The following is a 13,602-nucleotide window of genomic DNA, read 5'->3' on the forward strand; positions in this document are numbered from 1 at the left end:
CCTGTTATTTTCTATACGGACGTATGACGAAGCCGAAAGCGGTCTCTTCCACCGGCACTAAGAACTCTTTTCTCACACCGGGTCCGCATGTTGCAGTACCTATACCCATTTGGCGATGATCCAAGTGTACTGTTACATCCTCTCCATCGGGCAGATGATGTTGGTGAGTGGCTTTACGGATAGAGCTGTCGCTGTACGGATAAGCACTGAACTGGAACAGCTCCTCACCGAGTGCTTTTACATACAACCCCTTACCTCTTCCGTCTGTAATCTCCATCCAGCGAGTACCTGTTCTGTTACCCGTAGCTTGCGGACGCACATAGTTGTGGAACATCTCATCGACGCTTCGAGAATCTATCCGAACGATGCCGGCATCTGCTCTATCCACGTATGTTTCGTACGGAGCACGTCCCAAATATTTCACGTTGCGGAACTCCTTGGACATCGTAAAGGCGAGTCCCAAACGAGCCACAGCCTTCAACACTTCTTGGTTAGGCTTCCAAACGATGGATATTTTCACCTCTCCTTGAGCACCCTTACTGATCTTTTGTTCTGCAAAACCGAGTTTCTGACCGCTTCTGCCCAGTAGTTCCAGATTCACTATGGTAGATCCGTCTTTCTGTGCCACAACGGAAACCACCTTTTGTTGCAGGCTATCTATTCCGGAAGATTGCCATGCACGGTTGCCATGAGCATCTCTAATGTCGTTATCCGTAGGCGGTCTCCAGAGCGATATGGCTATCGGTGAGGTCAGCATTTCCTCGCCATCCAATGTCAAGGAAGAGATTGCACCGGTTGTTTTATCTATACGATACTCCACTTTCTCCTTACCAAAAGTGCGAACAGAGGGCTTTGCCGGAGCAATAGGAAGTGCAAACTGATCGTAAGCAACCCTCTTTCCGTCCGGAGCACACCACTCTATGTAGAAAAATCTTTCACCTACACCTTCGAGTTCTTTATCGAAAGCGATACGCATTTCGCCTTTTGAATCGGGAGCGAGATCCAGATTCTCTTTGCCATGAACAAGCATATTTCCTTCGCTATCGAGCACATTCCACTCGGCGTGAAAGGCATTCGTATTGGTGAAAGCGTACCAGTTGCGTACCTCCAAGCGGACTTCTTTCGGAGAAGCAGAGAGCAGACTGCTCTTTATATTCTGATACACCTTCTGTACTTCTGCCAAATGAGGGTGAGGAGTACGGTCTGCGGCAACCAATCCGTTGGTACAGAAGTTTCCGAAGCTGGGAACATTCTTCGGGCCATAGTCGCCACCGTATGTCCAGTAACTCTTACCGCTCTTCGGATCGACCTCTCTGAACGACTGATCCACCCAGTCCCACACGCAACCTCCTTGTGCTTTCGGATACTTCTCAATGACATCCCAGTAAGTTCTGAAGCCACCCAAGCTGTTACCCATAGCGTGAGCGTACTCACACAAAATGAATGGACGGTAGATGTCTTCCCTTGTTACATACTCCTCGATATGCTCCGGTGAGCGATACATTCGGCAGTATATGTCTGTGTTGTACGCCTCTTCGGATCTTTCGTACTGTACCGGACGAGAAGTATCTTGCTTCTTGAGCCAGTTGTATGTTGCTTCAAAGTTCACCCCGTTTCCTGCTTCATTACCGAGCGACCAGATGATAACCGATGGAGTATTCTTGGTTCTGTGATACATTCTCTCGGTCCGCGCCATGTGGTGAGCCATCCAGCGTTCATCCTTAGCGAGCGACTCTTTTCCGTAGCCCATACCATGGCTTTCGATGTTCGCTTCATCTATCACATACAGTCCGTACTGATTGCAAAGATGATACCAGTAAAGATCGGTAGGATAGTGCGAGTTTCTTACCGTATTGATGTTATGCTCTTTCATAAGGAGTATATCCTGAAGCATCTCTTCACGAGATATTGTGCGACCGCGTTGCGAGTGCTCATGACGATTGACCCCCTTTATAAGTATCGGCTTTCCGTTTACTTTCAGCAGTCCATCGGCAACCTCTACGGAACGGAAACCTATCTCCATTCCTGTCTGATAGATCGGAGTACCTTTCTTATCCTTGAGTTCTAAACGGAGTGTATAGAGATTGGGATGCTCCGCACTCCATGCTTTCACATCCGGAAGTACGACCTGCGGGAACTGTACAGCCTTAGCTCCTTTGCCCTTTATACTCGCGGAAGAAGAAGCGACCGTAGCCCCACTATCATCAAGAAGCATATAAGAGAGTTCGAGAGCACTTCTGTTGTTATTGAACAGCTCGGCACTCACATCAAGGATACCGTTCTTGTACTGCTCTTTGTCCAATGAAGCATTCAGAGAGAGGTCTTTGATGTAGCTTTTAGGCGTGGAATAGAGAAAAACATCACGCTCTATCCCGCTGATACGCCACATATCCTGACACTCCAGATAAGAACCGGTGCTCCATCTGTACACCTCTATCGCTATGGTATTGCTCTTATCATCTCCAATGCGAACATACTCGGTAAGATCCCATTCGGTGGCAGTCTTCGAGTCCATCGCATATCCCAACTTCTTTCCATTGACCCAGAGGTAGTAGAAAGAGGATACACCTTCGAGCCTCAACAGTACTCTCCGGTCTTTCCATGCAGACGGAACGGAAAAAGAGCGACGATAAGAGCCCACCTCGTTTGCCTCAGTCGGGACATAGGGCGGATTCTTCTTGAATGAGAAGAGCGGAGAGTCGAACTCGTATGTCTCGTTCACATAAATGGGAAGCCCATAGCCCTGTCTCTCCCAGTTGCCCGGGACATTGATAAGATCCCATTTGGAGACATCATAATCCTCCTTATAAAATTCTCTCGGTGCTTTCTCCGGGTTACGCACCCAAGAGAAATGCCACTTGCCGTTCAGGCTCATGAACAAGGGCGAAGCCTCACGATCATATCTCTTTATCTGCTCTGCCGTAGCAAATGGCAGCAGTCCGGCATGAGGTTTAACACCTCCTTCTCCGGTCTTAAAATTCGCCTGCCATTCGGGCAGATTCTTGTCGGTTGATTCTTGCGCAACGGCTACACTACCCAGCAAAGGCAGAGCCATGATGAGCGCCATAAGGATATACATAGTAGAACATCGTTTCATAGTATTACAAAGTTACATTATTCGGTGCAATAGAACAAGAACAGAGTGTTTCTTGATGATATTCTCCCTGCTCGGCGTGGTGCTTTTATATAAAAACGGATGGCAAAAAATCCGGTGAAGAGGCGGCATGAGGCTTCCTCGCATTTCCCTTCCGGGCAAGAGACAAATCCGCAAAAATATGACACACAACGAGATACAAAAGATCGCGAATTTGGAAAAAATTTTTTCTCAGTCCGTTTGATGGAGCTTTTTTGCGTTAATTCGTGTGAATTTCAACATCCACTTCTGTAAATAAGCCTTAATAGGATTTTGCCTCTAAAAACAGCAAAAAAGAGGGCAAAATAGATAAACCACTATCTTTCAATACCATAAGCAAAAATTCTAAACACGTTAATTGAATCCGGTAAACGTATTAAATGAAATCGGTAAATACGTTTACCGATTTCGGTTAATACTTTAAGCCGACAAAATATACTGCTTTATCGTTTTGAGTGAATCTGCATCAAAAATCGTGTTAATAAAACAGCCCGAATTTAACAGTTCGATCATGCTCTGAAAACACTTCCTCCGATCAAAATAGAAGCAGGAATTTTCGGGGCATTTCACTCGGTATGGAATATATAAAAATCTCTTCGGCAGATGGTCTCAAAAAGTTTTTTGAAAAGGCAAAAGTATTATACATTAAGACACAACTTATAACAAACCGACTTGCATCAAAATAAAAATAAGTTTCGTAGCTTTGTATCCGGTGGCTTTACGTTAATACAAAGCCTTATGAATTAGAATGTTATTAACACATATTCCGCAATGAAAATAGCACAAAGCATTAAAAATATTTTCCGGATAGCACTGCTATGTATCTTGTCCGGTACCATCCAAACCCCCAATGCCTTTTCCGGCATCCGCCCGACATCATCGGCTCTCTTCTCGAACACTCCCGATGGAGACGACGAGGACGACAAAGATGATGATGATCTTGATGGAGTGGATGGCCCTTATATAGTGGGAGAAACACTGTACAGAGTAGATGCACGGGACAACCTGCTCAAAGAAAAAGTGGACAGAAGCAGACCGATACGGGTAGAGGTAAAAAATGAGGATCGAGACCACTTCAACCTCTTTCTTCGTTCCGGTTTCAAGATGTCTCCCGGAACCATACCGATGCCGGACAAGCTGGTTGCAATCTCAGACATCGAGGGGAACTTCGACGGATTTGTCTCTTTCCTCCAAAGCAACGGAGTGATAGATCGAGAGTTCGGATGGAGCTTCGGAAACGGACATCTTGTACTCGTGGGAGACTTTGTAGACAGAGGCGACAATGTAACAGCAGTACTATGGCTGATCTATAAACTGGAACAAGAGGCAGAACAAGCAGGTGGAGCGGTACACTTCATACTTGGGAACCATGAACTGATGAATATGCAAGGGAAGTTCCAATACAATCGCGAAAGATATGTTGCCGCTGCTCAAAAGATAAGCGGACATGACAACCCGAAAAAGGCTGTCCAGTATATCTTCTCTGAAACAGAGTTGGGCAGATGGCTCCAGACCAAAAATGGTATCATGAAGATAGGTTCGACCCTCTTTGTACACGCCGGTCTTTCACCCGAAATATTGGACCACAACCTCTCGATAGAGGATATAAACCGAATATCAAGAGCCAATCAGACAAAAGATCTCTACGGACACCCCGGAGAAGATCCGAAAGCCAACTTTCTGTTAGGAGCTAAAGGTGTGTTCTGGTATAGAGGCTTTGTATCGGCATACAAGGACAGATACACCAAGATAGAGCAGCACCGGCTGGATGAAATACTGAACCGCTACGGAGCAGACAGGGTGGTGTTCGGACACTCTGTCGTTGAGGATATTGTTCCGACGTTCAACGGCAAAGCGATCAACATAGACCTCAAACATGGTCAAAAGAAACAGACCGGCAAAACCAAAGGTCTCCTTGTGGAAAGGGGCGTATTTTACAGCATCGACGACCTCGGTAATCGCAGAAAGTTATACTAAGACTAAAAGCGTGTAGGAGCCATCCTCTCTCACGGAAACATACTCAACAGCACCTTTCCTACCACATCTCTCGTGGCGCGATAGGTGCTGTTGTGGTTATTGACCATAATGCAGACCGCATAAGTCTTCCCTTTATAGGGGATATATCCGGCATAAGTAACCACTTGTCTCATGGATCCGCTTTTCAGTTGAGCCTTTCCGGCAAGAGAAGTATTCTTGAGAAAGTTCTTTACACTACCGTCCTGCCCAACGAATGGCAGCGTACTGCGAAACAGCGCACCGCGAGGAGAGCGGTGCTCTTTGGCAAGCAGTTCGGAGAGGAATGCCGGAGACAGTCTGCCGTATGGCGATAGTCCGCTGCCGTCCATCAAGTCTGCCTCTTTCAGCGATAACCCTCTGCCCGTCCAATAAGCTTCGAGATCTGCCAATGCTTTCTGGAAAATATTTTGCCCGGCAAGGTGTTTTCCTTGAGGAGAAGCTATTGCAAGCAGAAGCTGTTCGGCAAAGAGATTGTGGCTGTGTACATTGGTGATCTTCGCTATTTCGAGAAGCGTCGGGGAGAGGTGCCTGTACAAGAGTATTGCCTCCGAGGGGAAGTCCATCGTTTGATCTGCAGGAAGAGCAATGGAAACACCATTCTGCCGGAGAACGGATGTGAGTCTTCGGGCAGCAAAAAGTGCCGGAGAAGGGATGCTTCCACGTATGGTTACACTCTCTTTATCTGCCGGAAAAAGTCCGTAAACGGTTCTTTCGTAAGAGTTCAAAGCCCCCGTGATATGCAGACTGTCGGTACTCTTTCTGCCGGACACTTCAAAACTTTGGCGGATATTCAGTTCCGGGACATTCGGAAAGACTCTCACATCCCGTCTGTCTCGGTACACGGTAACGGAATAAGCATTATCATAGAGGCAAAGACGAGAAACGTGAGGAGCATAATGGTTGCCAAGATCGGTGTGAAGCCAATACGGATTTATGGGAAACAGATCTGCTTCCGATATCGGTGCCAATACTCGTCCCATAATCTGACGTATGCCGAGCGCCTTAAGCTCCTTCAGCGCAGCGGAGAAAAGCGTGTCTTGAGGAATATTGGTGAGAAAACGGGAGCCAAGAGAGGGATCTCCTCCCCCGATGATATAGAGATCGCCATTCAAGATACCGCCTTTCTCTATGGTGCCGGTATATCTGACCTCTGTGGAAAAGCGATAATCCGCACCCAAAACTTCGAGTGCGGTAGCTGTGGTTATCACTTTCATCACACTTGCGGCAGTGAACAGCACATGGCTGTTTTGAGATAAAATCTCTTTCCCGGTATCGGCATCCCTGACGCTTATACCCAGTAAAGCATTCTTTAGGGGTGCAACAGAAGATGAGGCAGGCATCCTCTGAGAGTAAGCGGAAGCATATCCGAATGAGATAAGAATAAGTGTAAAGAGGTGTCGAAGTCCAATCATACAAGTCTAAATCTTTTTTACGTATTTCTTCAAAGATAGCGATCTTTTGCTCGCGACCCGATATTTCGAGCGTGAATCTTGTTAAGACAGCTCAGTAAAAAAGGCAACAAAATTTAACGCAGCTGAAAGAATAGTAGCACAAAAGGTATCATTCTAAATTTTTTATCTTTGTAAACATCAAGTTTTACACAGACACAAGACCGAAAAATATATGATTAAAGACTTTTTCGACAGGCCATTTACCTTAGACAGACTATCTAAAATCTTCTTTTCCGTACTGTTTGCGGCGTTGGGAATATTTCTGTTCCAAAAGTTATCGGGCATATTGATCCCTTTTATACTGGCATGGATCATCGCACATCTGCTTATGCCGTTGGTTTACTTCTTCGAGAAGAAACTCAAAATACGCTCACGGGCTCTCTCGGTACTTACGGTTCTGATCCTTGTTGGGGGAACAATTTCGGGAATAATCATAGCTATATGGCCCTCTTTAACGGCAGAAGCGAATAAAGCATGGGAGTTACTCCAGACGTATGCTTCGTTTGAAGCCTTAAAGAGCATCCTTCCACCGAGTGTGGTAGAGCAGCTGGAGCAGTATCCCGATGTGGCTTCGGTGATGAACGAGTTCAATATGGAGAACCTGATAAAGACCCTCCAACAGTTCTTGAGCAAGTCCGTCTCTATCCTTGCAAGCACATTCTCCATCATCATGAGTACGACAGTGGTCTTCCTGTTCCTGCTCTACCTCATCTTTATCATGCTGGACTACGAAAGGCTAAATGCCGGATTCATGAAGCTGATACCGGATCATCTGAAGCCATTCGTGATAGAAATGGGACACAATGTAGAATACTACCTGACCAACTACTTCAAAGGGCAGTCTCTTATAGCCCTTTGCGTGGGCGTACTGCTGTCTATAGGCTACTCTATACAAGGGCTTCCTCTCGGTATTTTACTGGGTATGCTAATCGGACTACTGAATCTGGTTCCATATCTGCAAATATTAGGACTGCTTCCTATCGTCTTTCTTTCAATGCTGCATAGCGCAGAGACGGGTCAGCATCTGGGCATAGTCCTCGCAATATCTTTGGGCATACTTCTTCTGGTACAGATTATCCAGGATACGTTCCTCACTCCGCGCATCATGGGAAAGACCATGGGAATGATGCCTGCCGTTATCCTTATTTCTCTATCCATATTCGGGTATCTGTTCGGACTGCTTGGAATGGTGATCGCTCTCCCTGCAACAATGATTCTGTACACCTTCCACATGAAATATATCGTGGGCAAACCGGTGGAAAATCTTGAACTTGAACAGAAGAAAGCCGATCCGCTTTGGAGCAAAATAGTAAAGAAAACAAGGAGAAAGAAATAGATTTTTGAGTAGAGGTATTGGAGAATTAAAAATTTCTCTCTACCTTTGCGCTGCAATGAAGTGATTCATGCGCTAGTTTTTCATTTGATTTTCATAATTGACAGGTGGGATTCGCTAGCTCAGTAGGTAGAGCACATCCCTTTTAAGGATGGGGTCCTGGGTTCGAGCCCCAGGCGAATCACCAAGAGAGGTGGAATTCGGGAGAATTCTGCCTCTCTTTGGTTTTTATAAGCACCTAACGCTTGCCAGATGAAGAGAGAAAGCGCCAGAATCAGAAAGCAATAGACTTTTTTCGTAACTTTGGACTCTTCTTTTTTGATTCCTTACATATATCTTCCACAACATGATTCCAAAAGAAAAGCATCCGCATATCTCTACCATGATTCCACACTTGTGGGAATTATTGGCTCAGAATGAGAAAGAGTTTTTTCAGATCTACTCTGCTTTTGAGCAGGTAGCCCCGAAAGAGATACTACTCGAAGAGGGGATGATACCGGAGTATTGCTATATCCTTATTCAAGGACAGGTAAAAGTAACAATGGAATCTTACGGGGGGAGAAGGCATATCGTCAACCTTATCTGTCCGGGGAAGCTTTTTGGGTATCGCACTTTCTTTATGGGAAAGCCGAGTGCAGTTCGCATCTCTGCCGTGGGTGCAAGCCTTGTTTATAAATTTCCTTTGACCGTCTTGGAGGATATTGCAAGAGAAAATCCCAAAGTAAGCTACTGGCTGATGCTGGAAAGCTATCGGGACATATTCTTAAGCGACAGAAGATCGGTAGGGTTGCTGGTCAAGCAATCCCGCGCACGCATGGCAGAAGGACTGCTGTTGCTGAAAGAGATGTACGGACTCAAGCCGAACGGTTCTTTGAATATCAATCCGACCAGAAAGGATATGGGCGAACTTTCCAACATGACCATCAGCAATGCGATACGTACTCTCAATGCATTTGAAGAAGAAGGTCTCATAAAAATGGAAGGTCGGGAGATTACAATACTCAACGAAAAAAGCATCGATGAGATAGCACGAAAGGGTTAAATCAACGCATCAAGAGCCGTTCCCGAACAGAAAGGATAAAAGTGATGGACAAAAGAAGCGAAGCATTGGAGCATCTTCCGGTAGGACGACTACTAAGGCAGTTTGCCGTTCCGGCTGTGGTTGGAACGATGGTAAACTCGCTTTACAATGTCGTGGATAGAATGTTTATCGGAAATGGTGTCGGCAGCTTGGCAATATCCGGACTGGCTGTAACATTTCCCATCATCATATTCCTTCAGGCTATGGGAATGCTCATCGGTTCGGGAGCATCTGCAAGGGTCTCCATTTTGCTCGGAGCAAAAAAAAGAGAGACAGCGGAAGAGCTTTTGGGCAATGCTTTTCTCCTCACGCTCCTGATCAGTCTTCCGGCCACACTGCTCTGTCTCATCTATCTGGACGATCTCCTTTTGGCTTTCGGCGCAAGCTATCAGACCTTGAAGTATGCTCGCGAATATCTCATAATAGCACTGCCCGGCAATATCTTTGCAAACATTGCTTTCAGCTACAATGCGGTAATGAGAGCGGCAGGCTATCCCTCCAAAGCCATGACGACAATGCTTATCGGAGCCATATCGAATATTATTCTGGATCCGATCTTTATCTTTGTCTTCAATATGGGAATAGCGGGAGCAGCATGGGCTACCGTCATATCCATGTTCATCAGTATGTGTTTCGTCGTTACTCACTTCCTGAGTAAGAGCAGCAACATACAGCTTCGCATAAAAAACTTCAAACTCAAAAAGAGACACATCATCGCCATCCTCTCCATCGGTATGGCGCCTTTCTCCATGCAGCTGACCGGCAGTCTCATCACCGTGATCCTCAATAAAAGTTTGGCACAGTACGGAGGAGACTATGCGGTGGGGGCGTATGGCATACTGAGTAGCTTCGCTATGCTTATCCTGATGTTGTGTTTGGGTGTTTCTCAAGGTATGCAGCCGATTGTCGGTTATAACTATGGAGCCGAACTCTACCACAGAGTAAAAGAGGCTTCGTGGCGATCTTTCGGCTTGAATATGAGCATTGGTCTCGTTGGCGGACTATTGGGTGTTCTCGCTCCGAGCCTCATCGTACGAGGCTTTACATCTGATCCCAAACTCATGGATCTCACTGTATATGCTGTCCGGGTATGTACTTTTCACTTCGCCGTTGTCGGTTTCCAGATCACCACAACGCAGTACTTTCAGAGCATTGGCAGGGCAAAAGTCTCCATGCTTCTCTCTCTTACCCGTCAGATTATCTATCTAATTCCGCTGTTATTGCTGCTTCCTCCCATTTTGGGACTCAAAGGAATCTGGTTTTCACTCCCCATATCCGATATACTGGCAGCGATGACAGCTTTTTTTGTGTACTTGTACCACTATAACAAACGCATCAAACCGGCTTTATGAAAGTATTCCTCATGTCCATTGTAGGGCAGACTCTCATCATGTTATACCTGCTCTACAAAGTGAATCAGACCTCTCTCAAAAAAACAAAATGGGGAAAGGTGATCATGGCACTTCTTATCCTGATGTATCTTTTCTTCCTCGGAGTATATATTACTCGTAAATCCATACCATGGGAGAGCTTCGGGCAGATCATGTATTTCCTTAACAACTACTACGTTATCATTCTCATATACAGCTTCATCATTGCTCTGATAGGCTTGGGAACGCGCATTGCGCTTCTGCTGTTCCGCAAGAGGTGGAATGTCTCCGCTGAAAACAAACAGCGGTGGTATGGCTACATGATGCTCCTGTCTCTTCTGCTCCTCGTACTGGCGTGCAACAAAGGCTATCGCAATACGATGGAGCCGATTGTCTCACGCTATGAAGTGAAGATTGCAAAGCCCTCTCCCGGACAAGAGAAGCTCCGAATAGCTCTGGTAACGGACCCTCACATCGGAGAGATCATGGGCTTGAGCAGCATAGAACGTCTGGCTAAAATGGTCGAAGCAGAAAAGCCCGATATTTTTCTCATCGGCGGAGACATCTTCGATTATGACCTGAGATATGGAGAGAAAGAGGGCGTAAAAGAGACCTTGAAATCCATCAGCAGCAAATACGGCACCTATATCGTAATGGGAAATCACGAGTACAGAGGCGATGTCGAGGGCAAAAAGGCTTGGCTTCGAGACGCAGGAACGCTTCTGATAGACTCCCTCATCACTCTTCCCGGAACGGATATACAGCTGCTCGGAAGGGATGATCACAACAATCCCAATGGGCGTGCCTCTTTCTCCGATCTGGCAATGCGCTATCGCATAGACCGCAATAAGCCTCTGCTGCTACTCGATCATCAGCCCCGTCAAATAGACGAAGCTCGGAGTTTGGGCATAGATCTTGCGATGTTCGGACACACCCACGGCGGACAGTTTGTACCTTTCCGCTTTCTTGTACAGCTTGCTTTCAAGCAGATCGAAGGCATTTCGCAGTACGGCAACACAACGGCAGTGGTCTCTTCCGGATATGGAGTGGCCGGATCTCCGTTCCGTGTCGGCACACGTAGCGAATTGGTTATTATAGATGTCGAATTTCAAAAATAACTTATCCCGTCCTGCCATTTTTGGTCGGATGAAATAATAGCACTAATTTTGTAAGCTTCAATAAAGTAGGATATTAAAACACATCATATAAGAGTATGAACATAACAATAAAAGAGAAGAGCGGTATCAAAGCCATCTTTGAAGTGGTTATCACTCCGGAAGACTACAAATCGGGAGTAGAAAAAGCCCTTAAGCAGATCAAGAACAACGGTAACTTCCAAGGTTTCCGCAAGGGTAAAGTGCCTATGGCAATGGTACAAAAGCTCTATGGTATGTCTGCCAAAGTAGAAGAAGTTCAACGTCAAATCAGCGAAGGAGTAGATAAAGCCTTGAGAGAAAACGAGCTTAAAGTGCTCGGACAACCCATGGTTACGGACAGCACTCCTGCTATCGACTTTGAGAAGCAAGAGACTTTCGCACTCGACTTTGAAGTGGCTCTTCGCCCGGAAGTAACCAATCTTCCCACAAAAGAAGACAAGCTGGCATACTACAACATCGAGCTTACAGATGCAGATATAGATGCTCGCATCCAAGAGATACTAAAGTCCAACCCTCGCTACGTAGATGCAGAAGTGGTGGAAGCAAACGATATCGTACGCGGAACAGTGTGCGAGCTTGACGCAGACGGTAAGCCTCTCGAAGGCGGATTGCGCAAGGAAGAAAACGCCATGCTTCTTGTCTCCATGATCAAGAATGAAGAACAGCAAAAACTCTTCATCGGCTCATCTCTCAACAGTGTCATAGTATTCGACCCTACGGTTGCTTTCGGTAGCACAGTAGAGTTTGCTTCACTTCTCGGTCTGAAGAAAGAAGAGGTGGAAGGCAACCAATCCAAGTTCAGCTTCGAGATCCAAAAGATTACTCGCAGTGAAGCGGCAGAGCTCAACCAAGACTTCTTCGATGCTCTATTCGGAGAGGGTGAGGTGAAGAGCGAAGACGAAATGCGTGCAAAGCTGAGAGAGATCTACAGCAAACAGAACGAGAACGACTCCATGTATAAGTTCCAACTCGATACAGAGTCTTACATCAAAGAACACAAGGCAAACGCCATAGCACTCGACGAAGAACTCCTCAAGAAGTGGTACAAGACTACCGAGCAGGGAGCAAAGATGACGGACGAAGAGTTTGAAAAGTCTATGCCTCGCTTCTTTGAAGACATCAAGAGCTACATTTACAGAGATGCAATCCTTACGGCAAATAATATCGTAGCCACAGAGGAAGACACTCTCAACTCTGCAAAACAGATGGCAGCGATGCAGTTTGCACAGTATGGCATGAACAACATCCCCGAAGATGTGCTTGCCAACTACGCCAAGACGCTTATAGAAAAGCCTGAAAGCCGCAATCAGATCAACGATCAGATCGAGAGAAGCAAGTTTGCCGCTTGGATGAAAGACCAGGTAACACTTGAAGAAAAGAACGTTACGGCAGAAGAGTTCAAGAAAATGTTCGAACCGGCAGAAGCATAATCTTCTCCCGCCACAGATAACAATACCGGACTCCGGTAACCAAGCTGCACTCCGAAAGTTAGGAACAAAACTTTCGGGGTGCAGCTTCTTTTGAGCCGTCAGCCCGGAAATCCTCCGTCTGAAATACGGATTAACGCACACCATAAAGAGACCTTTGAAGCAGATAAGCTGCTATGCAAAGGTCTTCTTACGGCTATTTGGGGTATCTTTGCACCAAGATCAACAAGACCACACAGATCATGACACAAAAAACAAAGTACGTAATCGCCTACCTGATGGTAACAATAGTGATAGCTGTAATAATAAGGTTTATCATCGAAATGGGTTGGCTCTCCCGCACTTCAGGAGTTATCGTTTTCATTATGATTGTCGCATCGGATCTCATAGGCAGATACACTCGCAAAAGAGTGGAGAAGAAAAAAACGTGCGAAGAGCAATCCGATCTTCCGAGATAGTTTTCAGCCCCCGAAACCGCCCTTCATTTTTATATATTCCATCCCGAAAAATACTCACTTTTTTCGGTCTCTCTATTTTGATCGGAGGTAGTGTTTTCAGAGCACGATCGAACTGTTAAATTCGGGCTGTTTTATTAACACGATTTTTGATGCAGGTTTACTCAAAACGCTAAAGC

At 46.0% G+C, this 13,602-nt stretch carries 9 protein-coding genes and 1 tRNA gene; 8 read left to right on the forward strand and 2 right to left on the reverse strand.

Features of this window, described 5'->3' with window-relative positions; translation table 11 throughout:
• Positions 1–4: 4 nt before the first annotated feature.
• Positions 5–3,097: a glycoside hydrolase family 2 TIM barrel-domain containing protein gene (locus tag JT26_RS06280; protein WP_036847692.1), complete on the reverse strand. Its 3,093-nt coding sequence runs from the start codon at positions 3,095–3,097 to the stop codon at positions 5–7.
• 807 nt (positions 3,098–3,904) lie between these two features.
• Here JT26_RS06280 and JT26_RS06285 point away from each other — a divergent pair.
• The gene (locus JT26_RS06285) at positions 3,905–5,110 is read left to right on the forward strand and encodes a metallophosphoesterase (RefSeq protein ID WP_036847694.1); all 1,206 of its coding nucleotides are present in this window, start codon (positions 3,905–3,907) and stop codon (positions 5,108–5,110) included.
• Between the two features lie 29 nt (positions 5,111–5,139).
• Here JT26_RS06285 and dacB read toward each other — a convergent pair whose 3' ends face one another.
• Entirely contained in the window at positions 5,140–6,561 is a 1,422-nt protein-coding gene (dacB, locus tag JT26_RS06290; protein ID WP_036847697.1) for a D-alanyl-D-alanine carboxypeptidase/D-alanyl-D-alanine-endopeptidase, read from the reverse strand.
• Between the two features lie 211 nt (positions 6,562–6,772).
• Here dacB and JT26_RS06295 point away from each other — a divergent pair, with 211 nt between their 5' ends.
• The 7 genes from JT26_RS06295 (at position 6,773) to JT26_RS06325 (ending at position 13,426) form a co-directional block, all read left to right on the forward strand.
• Complete coding sequence (locus JT26_RS06295; protein ID WP_036788344.1) at positions 6,773–7,936, forward strand: AI-2E family transporter; 1,164 nt, start codon at positions 6,773–6,775, stop codon at positions 7,934–7,936.
• 108 nt (positions 7,937–8,044) lie between these two features.
• Positions 8,045–8,120 (forward strand) — tRNA-Lys (locus JT26_RS06300).
• 159 nt (positions 8,121–8,279) lie between these two features.
• Positions 8,280–8,975: a Crp/Fnr family transcriptional regulator gene (locus tag JT26_RS06305; protein WP_052110400.1), complete on the forward strand. Its 696-nt coding sequence runs from the start codon at positions 8,280–8,282 to the stop codon at positions 8,973–8,975.
• Positions 8,976–9,019: 44 nt separating this feature from the next.
• Positions 9,020–10,366, forward strand: coding sequence for an MATE family efflux transporter (locus JT26_RS06310; protein ID WP_255359387.1), 1,347 nt, complete (start codon positions 9,020–9,022; stop codon positions 10,364–10,366).
• Entirely contained in the window at positions 10,363–11,502 is a 1,140-nt protein-coding gene (locus JT26_RS10195) for a metallophosphoesterase (RefSeq protein ID WP_052110401.1), read from the forward strand. Before JT26_RS06310 ends, JT26_RS10195 begins: the two co-directional genes overlap by 4 nt.
• A gap of 95 nt (positions 11,503–11,597) precedes the next feature.
• The gene (gene tig, locus JT26_RS06320; RefSeq protein WP_036847703.1) at positions 11,598–12,971 is read left to right on the forward strand and encodes a trigger factor; all 1,374 of its coding nucleotides are present in this window, start codon (positions 11,598–11,600) and stop codon (positions 12,969–12,971) included.
• Between the two features lie 239 nt (positions 12,972–13,210).
• Complete coding sequence (locus JT26_RS06325) at positions 13,211–13,426, forward strand: hypothetical protein (protein WP_152567004.1); 216 nt, start codon at positions 13,211–13,213, stop codon at positions 13,424–13,426.
• The last annotated feature ends 176 nt before the right edge of the window (positions 13,427–13,602 follow it).

It is taken from the genome of Porphyromonas sp. COT-108 OH1349, assembly GCF_000768755.1.
GTDB classification, from domain to species: domain Bacteria; phylum Bacteroidota; class Bacteroidia; order Bacteroidales; family Porphyromonadaceae; genus Porphyromonas_A; species Porphyromonas_A canoris.